This window comes from Sulfitobacter alexandrii, from assembly GCF_001886735.1.
Taxonomy (GTDB): Bacteria; Pseudomonadota; Alphaproteobacteria; order Rhodobacterales; family Rhodobacteraceae; genus Sulfitobacter; species Sulfitobacter alexandrii.
In genome coordinates this window covers 3,109,811-3,128,766 of record NZ_CP018076.1, presented here as the reverse complement: position 1 = coordinate 3,128,766, position 18,956 = coordinate 3,109,811, and the positions used below count along the sequence as shown (strand labels likewise).

General features: G+C 65.8%; 15 protein-coding genes and 1 pseudogene. 11 read left to right on the top strand and 5 right to left on the bottom strand.

The features are described from left to right. The first annotated feature begins 45 nt into the window (after positions 1-45). On the top strand, positions 46-1,068 hold the full coding sequence (locus tag BOO69_RS15295; protein ID WP_071972960.1) for an AbrB family transcriptional regulator: 1,023 nt from the start codon (positions 46-48) through the stop codon (positions 1,066-1,068). A 66-nt stretch (positions 1,069-1,134) separates the two neighbouring features. Here the strand turns inward: BOO69_RS15295 and BOO69_RS15290 are convergent, their stop codons facing one another. Next, the gene (locus BOO69_RS15290) at positions 1,135-2,640 is read right to left on the bottom strand and encodes a UdgX family uracil-DNA binding protein (RefSeq protein WP_083545543.1); all 1,506 of its coding nucleotides are present in this window, start codon (positions 2,638-2,640) and stop codon (positions 1,135-1,137) included. Next, positions 2,603-3,811 (bottom strand): annotated as a pseudogene (locus BOO69_RS15285) (putative DNA modification/repair radical SAM protein); the annotation flags it as partial. The gene BOO69_RS15290 and the pseudogene BOO69_RS15285, both read right to left, overlap by 38 nt. A gap of 105 nt (positions 3,812-3,916) precedes the next feature. Here BOO69_RS15285 and BOO69_RS15280 point away from each other — a divergent pair. From BOO69_RS15280 to BOO69_RS15255, 6 genes are all read left to right on the top strand, one after another. After that, positions 3,917-4,387, top strand: coding sequence for a CreA family protein (locus tag BOO69_RS15280; RefSeq protein WP_071972958.1), 471 nt, complete (start codon positions 3,917-3,919; stop codon positions 4,385-4,387). Between the two features lie 104 nt (positions 4,388-4,491). Beyond that, positions 4,492-5,634 (top strand): lytic murein transglycosylase, encoded by a 1,143-nt coding sequence (locus tag BOO69_RS15275; protein ID WP_071972957.1) that lies wholly within the window; start codon positions 4,492-4,494, stop codon positions 5,632-5,634. A gap of 165 nt (positions 5,635-5,799) precedes the next feature. Next, positions 5,800-7,506, top strand: a complete 1,707-nt coding sequence (locus BOO69_RS15270) for an alpha/beta hydrolase (protein WP_071972956.1) — start codon at positions 5,800-5,802, stop codon at positions 7,504-7,506. After that, on the top strand, positions 7,503-9,284 hold the full coding sequence (locus BOO69_RS15265) for a hypothetical protein (RefSeq protein ID WP_156874948.1): 1,782 nt from the start codon (positions 7,503-7,505) through the stop codon (positions 9,282-9,284). Before BOO69_RS15270 ends, BOO69_RS15265 begins: the two co-directional genes overlap by 4 nt. After that, positions 9,266-10,711, top strand: coding sequence for a peptidoglycan-binding domain-containing protein (locus tag BOO69_RS15260; protein ID WP_071972954.1), 1,446 nt, complete (start codon positions 9,266-9,268; stop codon positions 10,709-10,711). The genes BOO69_RS15265 and BOO69_RS15260 overlap by 19 nt, the downstream gene beginning before the upstream one ends. Positions 10,712-10,727: 16 nt before the next feature. After that, complete coding sequence (locus BOO69_RS15255) at positions 10,728-10,910, top strand: hypothetical protein (protein WP_071972953.1); 183 nt, start codon at positions 10,728-10,730, stop codon at positions 10,908-10,910. A gap of 7 nt (positions 10,911-10,917) precedes the next feature. Here BOO69_RS15255 and BOO69_RS15250 read toward each other — a convergent pair whose 3' ends face one another. Then, positions 10,918-11,910, bottom strand: a complete 993-nt coding sequence (locus BOO69_RS15250) for an aldo/keto reductase (protein ID WP_071972952.1) — start codon at positions 11,908-11,910, stop codon at positions 10,918-10,920. A gap of 164 nt (positions 11,911-12,074) precedes the next feature. Between BOO69_RS15250 and BOO69_RS15245 the strand changes: the two genes are divergently transcribed. The 4 genes from BOO69_RS15245 to BOO69_RS15230 all read left to right on the top strand — a co-directional run bounded on the left by BOO69_RS15245 (position 12,075) and on the right by BOO69_RS15230 (position 15,904). Further along, entirely contained in the window at positions 12,075-14,537 is a 2,463-nt protein-coding gene (locus tag BOO69_RS15245) for a heavy metal translocating P-type ATPase (RefSeq protein ID WP_071972951.1), read from the top strand. A gap of 91 nt (positions 14,538-14,628) precedes the next feature. After that, a complete protein-coding gene (gene cueR, locus BOO69_RS15240; protein WP_071972950.1) occupies positions 14,629-15,051 on the top strand; it encodes a Cu(I)-responsive transcriptional regulator in 423 nt (140 codons plus the stop codon). Then, the gene (locus BOO69_RS15235; protein ID WP_071972949.1) at positions 15,048-15,479 is read left to right on the top strand and encodes a c-type cytochrome; all 432 of its coding nucleotides are present in this window, start codon (positions 15,048-15,050) and stop codon (positions 15,477-15,479) included. Before cueR ends, BOO69_RS15235 begins: the two co-directional genes overlap by 4 nt. Beyond that, positions 15,476-15,904, top strand: a complete 429-nt coding sequence (locus BOO69_RS15230) for a c-type cytochrome (protein ID WP_071972948.1) — start codon at positions 15,476-15,478, stop codon at positions 15,902-15,904. The genes BOO69_RS15235 and BOO69_RS15230 overlap by 4 nt, the downstream gene beginning before the upstream one ends. Before the next feature lie 57 nt (positions 15,905-15,961). On the opposite strand, the gene BOO69_RS15225 is transcribed toward BOO69_RS15230, so the two are convergent. Together BOO69_RS15225 and BOO69_RS15220 are read right to left on the bottom strand one after the other, a co-directional pair. Then, positions 15,962-17,338, bottom strand: a complete 1,377-nt coding sequence (locus tag BOO69_RS15225) for an aspartate aminotransferase family protein (RefSeq protein WP_071972947.1) — start codon at positions 17,336-17,338, stop codon at positions 15,962-15,964. A 25-nt stretch (positions 17,339-17,363) separates the two neighbouring features. After that, positions 17,364-18,848, bottom strand: a complete 1,485-nt coding sequence (locus BOO69_RS15220) for an NAD-dependent succinate-semialdehyde dehydrogenase (RefSeq protein ID WP_083545712.1) — start codon at positions 18,846-18,848, stop codon at positions 17,364-17,366. Positions 18,849-18,956 lie beyond the last annotated feature (108 nt).

The window sequence follows — 18,956 nt, the reverse complement described above, 5'->3', positions numbered from 1 at the left end:
GGCCTGTCCTGGCGGCAGGGCGGGGTGCGTGACCGACCGACAGGCATGAAAATGACAAATGCGGTAAAGACTACACTGACGGCCGTGCTGATCGGCCTGGGCGGCGCCACGGGTGCCGCCCTTTTGAGTCTGCCGGCAGCGGGCCTGATCGGGTCGAGCATCGCCGTCGCAGTCGCCGCGACGCTGGGTCTGAAAATGACGATGCCGCAGCGCCTGCGCGACGTGGCCTTCGGCGTCATCGGCATTTCACTGGGGGCCGGGGTGCAGGCGGACGCGCTGGATCACATCGGGTCCTGGTCGATCAGCCTGTCCCTGTTGGCCCTGTCGCTGGTTGCGACGCTCTTGATCGGCGCGGCGCTGCTGCGCCGCTTGTTCGGCATGGATGCGGAGACGGCCTTCCTCGCCAGTTCTCCCGGCACGATGTCGAATGCGATTGCCATAGCCCTTGACGGTCATGGCAATGTCACGACGATCACCATCCTGCAGGTCATGCGCCTGCTGGTGCTTGTCGCCGTGGTGCCGCCGCTGGCGACGGCGCTGGATGCGGAGACCGGCGGCATCGTCTATCCCGCCGCGATGAATGCCGCGGCACTGATCCTTTTGCTGGGGGCGACGCTGTGCATCGGGATTCCTGCGGCGCGATTCAAGGTACCGGCGGCCTGTCTGCTGGTCGGCATGATCCTCAGTTCCGTATCGCATGTCGCCGGCCTCGCCCATGGCCCGGCCCCGTCATGGGCGATCTTCGCGGCTTTCGTCGTGACCGGGACCTCGGTCGGGACCCGCCTGACATCGATCTCGCCCCGCGCGCTATTGGCGCTGGGGCAGGCCGGTGCGGTCCTGATCGCCACGACCCTCGCGCTGTCGCTGGCCTTTACCAGTGCTGCGGCGCTGGTCACCGGGCTGCCATGGGGGCAGATCTGGATTGCCTACGCGCCCGGCGGGGTGGAGGCGATGGCGGCCATCGGGCTTGCGTTGGGTTACGATCCCGCCTTTGTCGCCGTCCACCACTTCGCCCGGATCGTGATCCTTGTCGTTTTGGTCCCGCTCCTTTTGCGGCGAAACGCCTGATCTGCTTTCGCGGTCGGTCGTATCGGCGGCTGGTTTCGACTTGTCGGCACCGGACATGCTGAAAGATCACGCTTTCAGGATTTCCCCGGGAACCGCCAGATTTTCCAGGTCTGCCAATATCTGCGCCACCTGTTCGAGGTCACGGCGGAACAGCGCCTCCTGCGTTTCGCGGCCCGCGTCGGTGGCCTGTCGCAGAAGAAAGGATGGGTGGGTCGTGATGAAGACGGCACCGCCGTGCAGACCGCGCTCGATCCTGCCGCGCCGCCGGGTGATCCCGCTGCCGTCGCCGGTCAGCGCCAGCGCCGCCGTTGCCCCCATGGCAAGAACGAGCGCGGGCTGCACCGTGTCCAGTTCGCGCGTCAGCCACCAGCGACAATGGCTGACCTCGTCGGCATTGGGGCTTTGGTGGATGCGGCGCTTGCCGCGGGGGATGAATTTGAAATGCTTCACCGCGTTGGTCACGTAGGCCGCGCGGCGGTCCAGACCCGCCGCCGTGGCGATCTTGTCGAAAGCCTGACCTGCCGGGCCGACGAAGGGGCGCCCTGCAAGGTCTTCCATGTCGCCCGGCTGTTCGCCCACGATCATCAACGCCGCATCCTGCGGCCCTTCGCCCGGCACCGATTGGGTGGCATGTCGCGCCAGGGCACACCTGGTGCAGCCCGCAAGGGTCGTACCGTCGGGGGGTGGGGTCAGCCCGTCGCGCAGGCGCAAGGTGATGGCCGCAGCGCGGTCGGGTGCAATTGTCGGCGCGGCCTCGGCCATGCCGCGGGCGCGCGTTTCGGCCTGCGCGATGAGGCCGGGAATGAGATCCGCTTCGGGCAGGTTCTTCCAGTACTTGCGCGGCATCTCGGCGGTCATCGCCTTGATCTTGAGACGGGCGGGATTGAAAATGTTGGCGTAGTAGGTCTGCCAGAGTTTTTCCACGTCGTCGCTCAGGTCCGGCCGGTCGGAGGCGACCGCCTGAAGGCTGACCTCGCCGTCGAAGCGCATCGTCACCTCGGGCGTCACGATGACCCAGTCCATGTCACCGAAACGACGGGCAAAGAAACCGGTCATCAGTTCCTCGATGCGATGGTCCGGTTCGAACCATGAAAGGAACTTGCGCCGGTTGGCCCCTTCCGGGGTCACGTCACGGAAGCGGACGAAGGCTTTCATCTTGTGCATGTCGCGGCGGATGTTCTTGGCCAGACCCTCGGCGCGGGCCACCTCGACATCGGCGCGGTTGGTCAGAAGGCGCGGTGTCCTGCTGGACCGCAGCAGCAGCCGGTAGGCCAGGTCCATTGCGCCCTCGGCGCGGCTGGCGCAGAGCAGCCTTGCAAGAGGCGGAAAGGCCTTGGGCACGGTGAGGGGGGCGGGTCGGGGCAGGGGGGCCTCTGCCCCCTCGAACAGGCTGGTCGGGGCGTCTTCCATCGCCCAGACGACCTGCTCGGCGGCCACGCCGTTGCCGGCGAGCGCCCGGGCGGCATCGCGCCAGGCCTCGAATGTGCCCAGCCGGGGCAGGCGCACAGTATGGGTCACAGCAGTGACAATTGCTCGGGGGTGGCGCGAAACGCGCGCGCAGGTTGGCAGCATCGGTCAGGGATCCCGGCGACCAGTCGCGCGTGACGATGAACGGTTTCGCCTTGCTGACCAGCGCGCCGATGCGCCGCAGATCGTCATACCCAAGCGCCCCGCTGCGCCGGGCGGACAGGATGCGCGACACCGATCTGGTGCCGAACCCCGGCACCCGCAGCAATGCATCGCGACCGGCGCGGTTCACATCGACCGGAAAGGCCTGACGATTGGCAAGCGCCCATGCGAGTTTCGGATCGATGGCGAGGTCGAGCATCCCGTTCGACGGGGCAATCTCCTGTGCGTCGAACCCGTAGAACCGCAACAGCCAGTCAGCCTGGTAGAGGCGGTGTTCCCGGACCAGCGGCGGCTTGATCAGCGGCAATGCGCGGGAACTGTCGGGGATCGGCGAGAAGGCCGAGTAGTAGACCCGCTTGAGCTTGTAGGAACTGTAAAGCCGCGTGGAGCTTTGCAGGATGGTCGCGTCACTGGCCCCGTCCGCCCCCACGATCAATTGCGTGGATTGGCCGGCGGGTGCGAACTTCGGCGGTTTGCGTCCCTTGTGGCTCACCTCTTTCGCCGCCAGCTTACGCAGCTGAACCTTTCCCATCGCCGCACGAATACCGTCCGGGTTCTTCTCGGGGGCGTAGGCCTTGATACCGGCGTCGGTGGGCAGTTCGATGTTCATCGAAAGCCGGTCGGCCAGCAGGCCGGCCTCTTCGATCAGTTCGGGCGACGCATCGGGAATCGTCTTGAGATGGATGTACCCCCTGAAATGGTATGTGTGGCGCAGTTCGCGCGCGATGCGCACCATGTCGGCCATCGTGTCGTCGGGTGACTTGATGATTCCCGACGACAGGAACAGACCTTCGATGTAGTTGCGGCGGTAGAATTCCGTCGTGAGATGAACGACTTCCTCGACCGAGAACCGCGCACGCTCCACATTGCTGCTCACGCGATTGATGCAGTAGGCGCAATCGTAGATGCAGAAATTGGTCATCAGGATCTTCAGCAGGCTGATGCAGCGTCCGTCGGGGGCATAGGCGTGACAGATGCCCGAACCTTCCGTGCTGCCAAGGCCGCTGCCGTCGCGGCTGTTCCGCCGCGAGGTGCCAGACGATGCACAGGAGGCATCGTATTTCGCGGCGTCGCTGAGCAGCGCCAGCTTTTCCTGAAGACTCATCTTTCCCATATGTTCTTGATATGTTCCCATGCGAGCCGGGGCAAGCCCCGCTCACGCAATCGGCAACTTTGCGAGCATGGGCGGAACCTTCCGGGGATCCGTGCGTTCGGAAGCATGAAAATTCTGAACATCCCGACCGCCGCCTTTTGTCTTTCCGCCGTGCTGACCGCGCCTGCGTCCGCCGAGGTCGTGGGCAATGTCGATGTGGACTGGCTGGGAAACGACATCGTGGTCGAGGCGGTCGCCGACCCCGAAGTCAAAGGCGTCACCTGTCACCTGGCCTATTTCGAACGCGGGCTGATCGACCGGTTGCAAAAGGGGAACTGGTTCGAAGACCCTTCGAATTCCTCCATTTCCTGCCGCCAGACCGGCCCGATCGAGATCGGGGACATCGATCGGGGAGACGAGGGGGAGGACGTGTTCAGCGAACGCCGGTCGATCATCTTCAAGACGCTGCGGGTCAAACGGATTTTCGACGAGGCGAACCAGACGCTGATCTACATCAGCCACGCCCGCGACGTGCAGAACGGGTCGGCCAAGATGTCGATGTCCACGGTGCCGCTTTTCGGGGCCGGTGCCGACTGATCACCCTTGGGCAGCGTAAAGCCGCACACGTGAAATGACCCCGCTTTGCGCGGGGTTTTTCTTGGGCTACCATCCGCAAAAATCCGACAATCGGGGGCAGTGACATGAGAACCACACGCAGAAACTTCACCTTGGGCCTGGGCGCATTGGGGCTGGCGGCCTGCACGAACGCCGGCGGCGGCGCGCTGGGGCCTTCGGCAGGCGGCGGGCTGCCGGACGACCTGCGACCGGTGCCAAACGGGGCCTATGACGCATGGGTCGCCTCGTTTCGGGACAGGGCGGCCGCGCAGGGCATTTCCTCTTCCACCCTGGGGTCCGCGTTCCGTGGCGCGGGCTACCTGCCCGGTGTCGTTACGCGTGACCGCAACCAGACGGAATTCTCCCGCACACTCGAAGACTACCTCGCCATTGCCGCATCGGACGAGCGGGTGTCCAAGGGACGGGCCGCGTTTGCCCGGCACCGCAGCACGCTGGCCGCCATCGAAAGCCGGTACGGCGTCGCGCCGGAAATCGTCACAGCGGTCTGGGGCCTCGAAAGCTTCTACGGGGAGCGGCGCGGCAACGTGCCCGTCGTTTCCTCCACGTCGACCCTCGCATTCGACGGGCGGCGGGGCGCGTTCTTTGAAAAGCAACTTCTGGCCGCGCTGCGGATCCTGCAGAACGGTGACACCTCGGCCCAGAACATGACGGGGTCATGGGCCGGTGCCATGGGTCACACGCAGTTCATCCCGACATCCTACGAGGCATTCGCCGTCGATTTCACCGGTGACGGGCGGCGCGATATCTGGTCGGAGGATCCGACGGATTCGCTGGCTTCCACCGCCGCCTACCTTCAGCGCAACGGCTGGACCCGCGGCGTCCGCTGGGGCGGTGAGGTCGGGAACGGCGCACCCTCGGGGCGCGCGCTGCAACCCCAGCCGGGCGGGCCGACCTTCAATGTCACGTCCAACTTCAACGTCATCAAGCGCTACAACAACTCGGACAGCTACGCCATCGGCGTCGGCCACCTGGCCGACCGGATCGCCGGGGGCGGTCCGATCCGCGCGAGTTTCCCGCCCGACAAGTACGGGCTGACCAAGGATCAGCGGATCCAGCTTCAACAGCGCCTGACGGCCAAGGGGTTTGATACCGACGGTGCGGACGGCGTGATCGGGCCGAACAGCCGCAAGGCAATCGCCGCCTACCAGTCCAGCATCGGACGCGCGGGCACCGGCGATCCATCGCTGGATCTGCTTCAGACACTCTGACGCAGCCATCGCAACCGACAGGAGGGGCGGGTGACACAGGTCGCCCGCCCTTTGCCTGTGGGCGTGCAATGCGCGCGGCCTTGCCCCGAATCGCCGTTGGGCGCTACCATCGGTAGAATATTGTCTTGATTATTCTATCCGATATTGCCTCAACGGAGTCTCATTATGACTTTCCGCATTTTCATCTGTCTTCTGGCGCTCGCCTTCACGTTCGGTTCGGGGCCCGCATCGGCGCAGACCGAACGCAAGCTCATCGTCATTCCCGGCATCGTCGGCTCGGAGCTGTCCGACCCGGGCGGTAACGTGATCTGGGGCCGGACGAGTTCGCTCAAGGCGTCGAATTTCCGCCAGCTCGATCTCCTGCCGGAAACCGGCGCGCCCGTCACGCTGACACCCACCGATGCCCTTCGCGACGTGCCCTTGGTGTTCGGCACCATCAACATTGGGTTCTATTCCGGTCTCATCGACTTTCTGGTGGGGGAGCGGTCGATCTTCGACAGCGCGGCACAGCGGGAAATTCTTGGCAACTACACCGAGGGAACGGACCTGTTCGTGTTCGCCTACGACTGGCGGCGGTCCAATTTCGCAAATGCCGTTCTGCTGAACGACTTCGTCAAGGCGAACATCCCTGCCGGAGAGGAATTCGACATCGTGGCCCATTCGATGGGCGGCCTGCTGTCGCGCGCATTCCTGTCGGACCTGCGCCCGCAGGACTTCTGCACCGACCCCGCGATTGAGAACGACCTGCCGCCCGAGACGCGGGAGGCGACCTGCGCCGCAGCCTACGGCAGCCTGGGCGACGGGGGCTGGCGTGGCATCGGCGCCGACAACCGCTTCTCCGAGGCATCGCGTGTGCATACCTTCATCGAGATCGCGACCCCGCATCAGGGGTCGGTCAACGTGGCCAGCACGCTGATCGACGGGTGGGGCAGGCTCAGCCAGATCCTGATCGGCGGCAAGCGCGAGATCCAGGATATCCTGCTGTCGATGGTGGGCCCCTATGAATTGATCCCTTCCTACGAGAACTGCTGCGCGGTGGGCGAGGCGGGCCGCCCCGGCAACAGCGTGGTCGCGGCGCTGGATGAAACCTATTGGGCCAAGCTGGTGCTCGGGTTCGAGATCGACCCCTGCCCATACGTCCACTGCGCGGCCAAGCGGGCGCTTCTGCGCATCGGATTGCAGAACCGGGCGGTCATGGACGAGGTTTATGCCCGGGGTCTGCCGGCGTCCGTCACGGCGAACCACGTCATGGTGGGGCGGCTGGTGGATGGCACGCGCGAGACGATGTACGTGGCACGCGGCGCGCCGGGCGACGGGGCGGGGATCACCTATCGCGTCAGCGCACGGGGCGACGGCACGGTCTACGAGGGCAGCGCGCTGGCGGAGGGCAATCAGGCTTTCGTGCTTCGGTCGAAGCACCCCTTCATCGTCGGCAGCGACGAGGTGCACCGATATGTCTACAACATCCTGATCGACCCCGTGCAGAACGTGCCCCAGATGGTGAACTCCGAGCGGATCTTCGTCGGCGGCGGCGACGTGCGGTCGCTGGCGCTGGCGGCGTCGCCCCAGATCGCGGGGACCGGCCAGACGGTGGAACTGCGCCTCGATCTGAACGCCGACCCCTCGCAGGTGTTCGACGAAGAGACGCTGGCAGAGGCGCGGATCGATCTCGGCCTGACGCCCTACGGTGCGGCAACGCCTGTCTGGCAGCAATCGGTCGGCGTGAACGACGGGCTTTCCTTTGCGCCCGGCGGGCTGGCCGTCTTCACGGCGACCCTCAGCGCGCCGGGCGAGGGTGTCTATGTCGTGGATGCGCAGGTGGACGGCAGGAGCATCGCGCAGGAACTGCTGCACGTGCTGGAGGACGAATGATGGCGTCCCGGCTGGCGCGCGCGCTGAGAGGGGCGGCGGTCTGTCTGGCACTCGCCGCCGGAGGGGCCACGGCGCAGGATTGGCCCGCCCATCTGGAAACCCGGCAGCTCTTTCGCGTGGTGGTAAAGGGTCTGGGGGCCGACGGCACGGCGCTGCAACCGGTCAAGGGGACCGCCTGGGCGGTGGCGCCAGGTATCCTGATCACCGCCGATCACGTCACCGGCAAGGCGCTGAACTACAAGAACAAATCCGCCTCGGACAAGGTCTTCATCCCCAGTCGCGATGTCACGGTCGAGGTGGGCGCGACCCGGTCTTTTCAGGGCGTCCCGGCGGAGAAATATCCTCAGGGCGTCGTGACCCCGTCGCCGTTCGAAAGCATAGACGCCGCGCGCATCGGCTTTCCCGACCTGCAGGCGACCCCATTTGCCTTGAGCGCCTGTGACATCACCGGCGGCAGCGGCTATCGCGTGCTGAAATTCAACGATGGCAACGTGTTCCAGCCGGCCGAAGTGGACATCCGCCTCAAGGCCTACGGGCGGTCGAACCTTGGCGATGCCGGAAGCGTGGTGGTAATGACCGGCCCGAAAGGGACGATCGTCGAGGGCGACAGCGGCTCGCCCGTGCTGGATCCGCAAGACCGCGTGATCGGGCTGGTGTCGGCGATCAACCCCGACAGTGGCAGCGCGGTGCGCGACGAGGTCCACGTCACCCTGGTGAAATCCTTTCTCGATCTCGTGCCGTTGCAGGTCGGGTCCGATGAATATCTGGACATTCCCTGCAGTGATCGGGTCAGGCTGCGGCGGGTCGATGACCTGCGCGCGGACCTTGACGCGGCACGGGCCGACATCGAGACCCTGCGCGGCGAGAAGGATGCGCTGCTCGACCGGTTTGCCGCGCTGACGGCGCGCAACGACCTGCTGATGGATCAGATCAACACGCTCATGCGCAACCAGATCAGGCTGGCCGCCGAGGCCGAACGCGCGGGCACGACCACGCTCGGCCTGCCCGAGACCGTGGGGCTGGAGACGCTGGCCGCCAACGAACTGCTGCACGAGACCGGCAAGAAGCTGTTCGACAACCTCGCGGATCTGCCACCGCTGCGACCGACGGTCACCCGCATTTCCAGCGAACTGGGCAGCCCGGAATGGAGTCTTTCCGGTTCGATCAGCACGAACAACGACGTGGCCATCATCTTTTCCTATGACCGGGCCTTGTCGGGGCCGCCCTATGCCGACGAGTTGGTGTTCTGTTTCACCCCGATCGCGTGGAATGTTCCCGCGGGAACCCCGAATGACGAAGACCCGACCAACAGGAACTTCTACGTGCCGCTCGAAGGGCCGTTCGAGCCCAGCGACACGCCGCTCGACGGGGTGTTCAAGCCGCGCGGGACGATGCCGGACAGTTGCTATCCGGTCGCCCACACCGGGCAGAGCGTGGCGGGATCGGGCGGCGTGACCCGCGGCAGCTATCAGTGGACCCGGACCCCGAACACGCTGGTCGACCTGATCCGCTTGGCCAAGCGGCGCTATCCGGACAGCGACTGGAACGGCATCTATTACCTGCAGGTTTTCGAACGCGTCAGTGTAGGCGAGCAGGGCGAAACGCGGTACAAGGTCCATACGCGTGCGCTGGTCGACCTGCTGCGCGATAGGGATTGGGCGAACGAGGGCTCGGCGATGCCGTGCAGGATATTCAAGGACGGTCCGAGCCTGATCGAAGCGGTCGTGGACGGTGAAGAGGTCCTGCCGAGGGAAAACGAATGCGCCAGGGACACCTGATCTTTCTGCTGGTTTCGCTGCTGACGGTGGCGCGCGCCGCCTGGGCTGAATCGGAAAACAGGCTGCGGTTCGAGACGATCTTCGATCTGCCCTTCGTCCAGAGCCTTGAATTCGCGCCCGGCGGGGAGGAGCTGTTCGTTGCGATGGACGGGCAGTTGCTGCAATGGCAGTTGGATCCGCTGCGACTGACCCACCACCGGCCGGCGCAGATCCTCGCCAACGAGATGGTGCTGGGCCCCGACGACAATCTCTACTTCGTGGGGCTCGGGCGGGCGCGCGGCTCTTTCGGGCAGGCGGGCAGCAAGGCGGTCGCCTTTGCCCGTGACAAGACCGAAGGCGCGGCCTTCGAGGCGGTGGACACGAATTCCAATCTCGGCATTTCGCAGTATTCCTCCATTGCCTTCGACAGCGCCGGCAACGCGATCCTCGCCAGCGCCAGCAGCTATTCGGCCAGCCCGTTTCCCCGCAAGGCCGATCTGCGGACCGACGGCAAACGGACCTACCCGCAGCTCAGGTTCCGCTGCGGTGGCGTGTCGCAACTGTCGATCTTTGCGATCGACGGCGTGGATCACTACCTCGCCTCGACCGCGGGCCAGGCCACGCTGGAGTTCGGCAGGCTGAACCTCGGTCCGGATCAGGACGCCGGGGGCGACTGCTTCATGGTGGAGCAGATGGAAAAGGGCCAGACCCGGAAACCGACATTCGATGCAGTGCGCCATGCCGTGATCGATCTGGGCGACACGCCCTTTGCCGTCGACGGGGCGCGCAAGGCGATCATGGTTCTCGACCCGAATTCGAACAGGTTGTTCCTGTTCCGTATCGAACCGTTCGGCGACCGGCACTTTCTGTCCCGGATCGGCGCGCTGGAGATCGATCTGCGGAAATACATGCCTCCCGCCATGCAGGACGCTGTGCTGACCGACCTTGCCACCGATGCGTTGGGGCGAGAGGTGCATGTCAGCAGCAATTCCGCCAGCGTGGTCCTGCGCTTTGCCTTTGACGGCACCGGCCTTGTCCATCGCGGGCGCATTGCCACCAACGCGCCGGTCCAGCGCCTGAAGATGAGCCGCGACGGAACCGCCGCGGCCGTGGTGACCGGGCAGGAGCCCTTTGGCGGCGACTGGCGGATCACCGTGATCGACAATCCCGGCGGGCTGTCGGACTGGCTTCAGATTCCCGCCAGTTTCCCCTCGGTCCGGCTGATCCAGGAACAGTTGAACGCACGGGCGTTGTCAGCCGGGTCGCCGGATGGCATTCTGGGTCCGCAGACCCGGGCGGCGATGGCGGAATTTCTCGCGGGGGAGGGAGCCGTCTCTCCCGAAGCGGAGAAACCTGATGCGGAGGCCCTCGCGCTGTACCGCAGCATCGTGAGCTCTTTTCCGAAATACCTTGCATCGCACCGCGAGAAGCTGGCGGCCGCGGATTGACCGAAGGAACGAGACAATGACCAAAGTACTTTCCCTCATCGCCCTTCTCTCCCTGCCGCAGTCTGGGGAATTGCCACAGTGCGTGACCGTCCAGCAGGTGCAGGGCAGCACCGTCTTCTGCTGTTCGCTGACCAACGGGCAGCAGTGCTGCGCGGGGTCGCTGGCCGGTACCGGCAAACCGGCCGGTTGTGGTTGCTGACCGGGCGTCAGCAGTACCTTTCCGGCCCTTCCCACTGCGCCGCGTTGTAGCGGTCTCCATGGGCCCAGCCCACCGGCAGCGCCGCTTCGATCCGCGCGAGGTCTTCCGAGGTGAGGTCGATTTCCGTGCCCCGGATCAGTTCGTCCAGATGCTTTCGGTCCTTTGTCCCCGGGATCGGCAACACCCGGTCACCCTGCGCGATCAGCCAGGCGATCGCGACGGCGGCGGCGGGTTCCCCCATGTCGGCGGCCAGCGCGCGGAACCGGTCCGTCGCGGCGATATTCGCATCGTAGTTCGGTTGCATGAACCTTGGATTGCCCTTTGTGAAGGCCATTGACTGCGCCCGGTCGTAGCTGAACGGCGCGTCGGTCAGAAACGCCCGGCCCACGGGCGAAAAGGCCACCAGCGTCGTGCCCAGATCGCGGCACGTCTGCACGAGGCCCAGTTCCGGCGCGCGGGTGGACAGCGAATACTCCGACTGGACAGCCGCGACGGGACATTCGGCAAAGGCCCTGCGCAGGGTGGATGGCGCGATCTCGGAGAAGCCGACCGCGCGGGTCTTGCCGGAATCGACAAGCCGCTTCAACGTGCCGGCGACATCCTCGGGGCTGTGGGTGCGGTCATAGCGGTGGATATAGAACAGGTCCACGTGATCCACCCCCAGCCGCTTCAGACTGTCATTCAGGCAACTTTCCAGGTAGTCGGGATCGTTGTTGAACCGGCGGTCGCCGTCGCGCGTGATGCCGGCCTTGGTCGCCAGCACCATGTCCTCCCGCGCACCGGGCGTCTTGGCGAACCAGCGGCCGATGATCTCCTCCGACCGCCCGTCGCCGTAAACGTTCGACGTGTCGATGTGACTGACCCCCGCCGCTCGGCAGGCGTCAAGGATGGCATGGCTGTCCTCTTCGGTGGCATCGCCGTAGATTCCGGCAAACGACATCGCACCGATGCCGAATTGCGAGACGACGGGGCCATCCGGGCCAAGGCGGGTGGTTTTCATGGGGGTTCCTCTGCGCTGGCTGAACTGACCGCAGCAAAGCGGGGATGGCGGAGGGCCGCAAGCGGTTAATCCGGATTTCGAAAAAGGCTGCGGATTCTTCCTTGACCCTCCAGCGGCTGGAGACCCTACATCTGCCTCAACACGCGTTTCGGAAAGGTGCCGGCATGACAGATGCAACGTCAGAAAACGATCTCCAGCCGCAGACGGAGGTGATCCGCGACCCGGTCTGCGGCATGACGGTAGATCCCGATGCGGGCAAACCCACCGCCGAGCATGACGGCCGGACATATCATTTTTGCTGTGACGGTTGCCGCAAGAAATTCGAGGCCGACCCGGAGGGCTACCGCACCGCCGAGGATCCGGTCTGCGGCATGACCGTGGACCGTGCCAGCGCGGCACATATGGCCAAGCATGCCGGCGCGCGGTTCTATTTCTGCTCCGACCGGTGCCGGAGCCGCTTCGAAGCCGAACCCGAAGCCTTTCTCGGCGACCGTCCCGCACCCGAGCCGATGCCCGAAGGCACCATGTACACCTGCCCGATGGATCCCGAGATCGTGCAGGACCATCCGGGAGACTGCCCGATCTGCGGGATGGCGCTGGAACCGATGAACCCCACGCTCGACAGTGGGCCGCACCCCGAATACGTCGATTTCAAGCGGCGGCTCTGGATCACCGCGCCGATGGCGGCGGTCGTCTTCGTGCTGGAGATGGGCAGCCATGTCGGCATCCCCTTCGACCGCTGGATGGGCCACACGGCGTTCGTCTGGGTCCAGTTCCTGCTGGCCACCGGGGTGGTCTGGTTCACCCGCATGTTCTTCAAACGGGCGTGGAACTCCATCAGGAACCGAAGCCCGAACATGTGGACGTTGATCGGGTTGGGGACCGGCGCGGCCTATCTCTTTTCCATCGTCTCGCTTCTGGCGCCCGATGTCCTGCCGGCGCAGATGGCCGATGGCATGGGCATGACCCCGGTCTATTTCGAGGCGACGGCGGTCATCCTTGTGCTGGTGCTGCTGGGACAGGTCATGGAACTTGCGGCGCGGGAACGTACCGGTGACGCGATCCGCGCGCTGATGGACCTTGCGCCCAAGACGGCGCGGCGGGTCTCCGGGGAGGGCGAGGAGGACGTACCGCTGGACGCACTGCATGCCGGCGACATTCTCCGTGTCCGGCCCGGCGAGAGCGTTCCCGTCGACGGGGTCGTGACCCGTGGCCGGTCGTCGATCGACGAAAGCATGATTACGGGCGAGCCCGTCCCGGTGGAGAAGGTCGAAGGCGCGACCGTCACGGGCGGCACCCTGAACAAGACCGGTTCCTTTCTCATGGAAGCCCGGACCGTGGGCGATGACACCACGCTGAACCGGATCGTGCAGATGGTGGCGCAAGCGCAACGCTCCCGCGCGCCGATCCAGGCGGTGGCCGATCGGGTCGCCGGGTATTTCGTTCCCGCCGTGGTGGCCTGTGCCCTGCTGGCTTTCGTGGCGTGGTGGGTGTTCGGCCCCGCGCCAGCGCTGACCTATGCCTTTGTCGCGGCGGTATCGGTTCTCATCATCGCCTGTCCCTGTGCGCTGGGGCTCGCCACGCCGATGTCGATCATGGTCGCCACCGGTCGGGGGGCCAATGCGGGGGTTCTGATCCGCGATGCCGAGGCGCTGGAGCGGTTCGCCGGGGTGGATGTGCTGATCGTGGACAAGACCGGCACACTGACGGAGGGCAAGCCGACCCTGACGGACGTGGTGCCGCAGGGCGACATCCATGAGGTCGAGCTGCTGACGCTGGTTGCCGCGCTGGAACGCGGGTCCGAACACCCGCTCGCCGAGGCGCTGGTCGCGGGGGCGGAGGAGCGGGGCGCTTCGAGACAGGACAGCACCGATTTCGAGTCCGTCACCGGCAAGGGTGTCACCGGCACCGTTGACGGACGCCGGGTCGCGCTGGGCAACGAGGCACTGATGCGCGAACTGTCGGTTGGCGTGGAGGCCCTTGCCGACCGCGCCGCCACGCTTCAGGCCGAGGGCAAGACAGCCATGTTCGTCGCCGTTGACGGGCAGCCCGCGGGGCTGGTCGCCGTGGCGGATCGTGTCAAGCAGACCACCCCGGATGCCATTCGCGCGCTGCACGGCCTGGGTCTGCGCATCGTCATGGCGACGGGCGACGCGCAGGTGACGGCGCAGGCCGTGGCGTCGGAAATGAACATCGACGAGGTGCACGCGGGCGTCAGCCCCGAGGACAAGGGTGCGTTGGTGAAGCGGCTCAGGGACGAGGGCCTGTCCGTCGCGATGGCTGGCGACGGTGTGAACGATGCGCCCGCATTGGCAGAGGCGGACGTGGGTATCGCGATGGGCACCGGTGCGGACGTGGCCGTGGAAAGCGCCGGCATCACGCTGGTCAAGGGCGACCTGAACGGGATCGTCCGCGCCCGCAAGCTGGCCGAGGCGACCATGCGCAACATTCGCCAGAACCTGTTCTTCGCCTTCGTGTACAACACCGCCGGGGTTCCGGTGGCGGCCGGAATCCTCTATCCGGTGTTCGGCCTGCTGCTGTCGCCGATGGTCGCCGCCGCCGCGATGAGCCTGTCGTCGGTTTCAGTGATCGGCAACGCGCTGCGGCTCAGGGCGTCGAAACTATAGGGGCCGCCGCCGCGTGCATGACCCGTGACAAGGAGCGCCCCTTGACCTTCCAGCCGATGGAACCTTTATCCTTCCCGAAAGGAGCCTGCAGATGAATATTGGCAACGCCGCGAAACAGACCGGCCTGACGGTCAAGACGATCCGATACTACGAGGACATCGGATTGATCAGCGCCGCCCGGTCGGAGAACGGATACCGCGAGTTCGGCGGCAAGCAGATCACGCAATTGCGGATGCTTGCCCAGGCCCGGCACCTCGGCTTCGGGCTGGAGGAATGTCGGCGGCTGCTGGACCTCGACGCCGATCCGGCGCGCGCGAGCCGTGATGTGAAGGCGCTGGCGCTGCGCAATCTGGACACGGTGCGCGACAAGATCGCCCAGTTGCAGACCCTGGAAATGGAACTGGAAGTGATGATCAACCAGTGCCACGGCGACGACGCACCGGATTGCGCGATCCTGAATGGCCTTGCCCATGTCCCTGACGATGAGCCGCGCGAGACCGAGGCGGTGGAATGAGGGGGCTTGCCTGTGCCGCCGCCCTGGCAGTCGGAACAACGGCGCTGGCGCACAGCGGTGTCGACGATCCGGTCGTGATGAAACGCATGGTCGGCATGACGGACATCGCCGCGCATACCAAGCTGCTGGGCCGGATGGCCAAGGGGCAGGACCCCTTCGATGCCGCCGCGGCCAACGCGGCGCTGGACGGCATCGCGACAGAGGCCGCCCGTATCCCGGCGCAGTTCAGCGACCGGGTGCTGCATCCGCGGTCCGAAGCGTTGCCGGTAATCTGGGAAAGATTCGAGACTTTCACCGCGCGTGCCGAAGACCTGCGCGAAATCGCCACCGAGGCGCGGGGCACGGTGACGGAAGCACCCGATCTGGACAGGGTGATGCGCCGGATCGGTAAGTCCTGCAGCGCCTGCCACGAGGCGTTTCGCAAATGAGAGCTTTCATTCTGGTGCTGGTTTTGGCGGCTCCGCCATCGTTCGCGGATCACCTGTTCGAAGGCCGGGACATCGCGGCCGGTGCGGCGCTTTACGCGGAAAAATGTGCCGCCTGTCACGGGGCGGATTTGCAGGGCCAGCCCGACTGGCGCACGCCCGGAGCGGACGGTGTGCTGCCCGCGCCGCCGCACGACGTGACGGGGCACACATGGCACCACGATACACCGATGCTGATGGCCTATACGCTCGACGGGGGGCAGGCCACGCTCGAGGCGCGGGGCGTCACCGGCTTCAAGAGCGGGATGCCCGCCTTTCGCGGTACGCTCAGCGAAGACGACGTTCTGGACATACTCGCCTACATCCGCGCGTCATGGCCTGCCGAAGCGCAGGAGGTGCAGCGGCAGCGTACTCACGGGGCGGATTGAAAAGGGGGCCGGCAACGGCCCCCTTCTTAAGCATCCCGATGCTGTACGGGCAGGCCGTCAAAGCACCTCTTCGACCGCCGCCTTGGTGGCCGCGACGATCTCGTCGGCCTCTTCCCGGGTCAGCGAGAACGGCGGTGCGAAGCCGATGATGTCGCCCTGCGGCATGGCGCGGGCGATGATGCCCCGGTCCAGCATCGCGGCCACGACACGCGCGCCGACCTTTTCCGACGCGTCGAAGTACACGCGGTCATCCCGATCCTTGACCAGTTCGACGGCGCAAAGCATGCCCTCGCCCCGGACCTCGCCGACATGGGCGTGCCCGCCGATCGCCTCGGTCATCGCCTTGTTCAGGTAGGCGCCGACCTCGCCCGCGTTGCTGACGAGGTTCATGCTGTCCAGCAGCTTGAGGTTCGCCACGCCGGCCGCCGCACCGATGGGGTGGGCCGAATAGGTCCAGCCATGGCCGATGGGGCCGTTCTCGTCGGTGCCGCGTTCCAGCACCTCCCACATGCGGTCGGACACGATCGACCCCGACAGCGGCGCATAGGCCGAGGTGAGGCCCTTGGCGATGGTGATGAGATCCGGCTTCAGCCCGTAGTGGTCCGACCCCATCATGGTGCCGAGGCGGCCAAAGCCGGTAACGACCTCATCCGCGATCAGCAGGATGTCGTGTTTCTTCAGCACTTTCTGGATCGCATCCCAGTAGCCTGCCGGGGGCGGGACGATCCCGCCGGTGCCCAGCACGGGTTCCCCGATGAAGGCGGCGATGGTGTCGGCACCCTCACGCTCGATCAGCGCCTCCAGTTCGGCGGCGCAATGGGCGGTGAACTGGTCCTCGCTCATCGACAGGTCGTCGCGGCGATAGTAGTAGGGCGCTTCGGTGTGGATGACCTGGCTCAGCGGCAGGTCGAATTTCTGGTGGAACAGGTGCAGCCCGGTCAGCGACCCGGTCATCAGGCCCGACCCGTGATACCCGCGCCAGCGCGAGATGATCTTCTTCTTCTCGGGGCGGCCCAGGATGTTGTTGTAGTACCAGACCAGCTTGATGTTGGTCTCGTTCGCATCCGACCCGGACAGGCCGTAGTAGACATGGTTCAGCCCCTCGGGTGCGCGTTCGGCGATCATCCGCGACAGGGTGATCGACGCCTCGGTGCCATGACCGACGTAGGAGTGGTAATAGGCGAGTTCATGCGCCTGCTCGGCGATGGCATCGGCGATCTCGGTCCGGCCATAGCCGACGTTGACGCAGTAGAGCCCGGCGAAAGCGTCGAGCGATGTCTTGCCCTCGCGGTCGGTGATGCGCACACCGTCGGCCTTCTGGATGATGCGGTTGCCCATCTCGCGGCGGGCGAACTGGCCCAGGTGCGTGGAGGGATGGAAGAAGTGATCGTGATCCCATTGGGTCAGCTGATCGTTGGCGCGTGCATTGTCCATTTTTCGGTCCTTTCTGGTGCGGGGCTCAGGCCCAGTCGCGGCATACGTATTTGACTTCGGTAAAGGCTTCCAGCCCGAGGCGGGATCCCTCGCGGCCCAGGCCCGATTGTTTCATGCCGCCAAAGGGGATCGGCGCGCCGGTCACCTTGGTGCGGTTGACGGCCACCATGCCGAAACGCATGGCGCGGCTGGCCCGGTAGATGCGGCGGGGATCCTGTGTGTGCAGGTAGGCAACAAGGCCGTATTCGGTGGCATTCGCCCGCGTGATCGCCTCTTGCTCGGTGTCGAAGGGGGCGATCGCCGCGACGGGGCCGAAAGTTTCCTCGTGCATGATGAGCGCGTCCTCGGGCACATCGGCCAGCACGGTGGGCTCGAAGAACAGCTCGCCCGCCGCGTGACCGCCGCCACCGCACAGAAGCCGGGCGCCCTTGGCCTTGGCGTCCTCCACGTGTTCGCGCTGCTTGGCCACGGCGCCGGCGTTCATCAGCGGCCCGATGTCGGGGTCATCTATCCCCTTGCCGACGGTGAGAGCGCGGGTGCGTTCCGCGAAAGCGGTGCAGAAATCCTCGTAAACGGACCGCTCCACAAGGAACCGGTTGGCCCCGAGGCAGTCCTGCCCGGAGGTCGCGAACTTGGCCTTGATGGCTTCGTCCACCGCCTGATCCATGTCGGCATCGGCAAAGACGACGAATGGCGCGTGGCCGCCGAGCTCCAGCACCAGCCGCTTGATCGTGTCTGCCCCCTGCCGATACAGCAAGCGGCCCACTTCGGTCGAGCCGGTGAAGGACACGGCGCGGATGCGCGGGTCTTCCATCCAGGCGCCCACGATCTCGGGTGCGTCGCCGGTGATGACGTTGAACACCCCGTCGGGCATGCCCGCCCGTTCCGCCAGCTTGGCCAGCGCCAGCGCGGACAGAGGCGTCTCGATCGACGGATGCGCGACCACCGTGCAGCCCGCGGCCAGTGCTGCCGCCGCCTTGCGGGTCAGCATCGCGCAGGGAAAGTTCCACGGCGTGATGAGCGCGGCGACCCCGACCGGCTCGCGCCAGACCTCGACCTCGGCATCGGGCAGGTGCGACGTCACGCTCTCGATGTTGGGGCGGCGCGCCTCTTCGGCATAGAATTCGACAAAGGCCGCGCCATAATCGATCTCGCCGCGCGCCTCGGAAATGGGCTTGCCCTGTTCGGCGGTCATGATCCGGGCCAGATCCTCGCGGTGCTCCATCATCAAATCGAACCAGCGGCGCAGGATCGCCATCCGCTCCTGCGGCAGGGTCACGGCCCAGTCCTGCCATGCGTCGTCCGCCGCCTTGGCCGCGAGCTGCGCATCGGCGACACCCATGCAGGACACCCACACAAGCTCGGTTCCGTCGGCGGGGTCGGTGACGGGTTTGGTGCGCCCGTCGCGCGCCTCGATCCAGGCGCCACCGAGGTAGGCCTTGGCTCTCAGCAGTTCGGGATCGTCCAGAGCGGCGAGAATTGGATGGTCGCTGTTGATGACGTCAGACACGGCAGCCTCGTTCGGTTCGATGTCGGGTTTCGCGAAACATAGCCGGGAACGGCCCGAAGGTTTTTCGGTATTTTCCACGGTGGGTCCGAATAACTCTCGCCGTTTCCC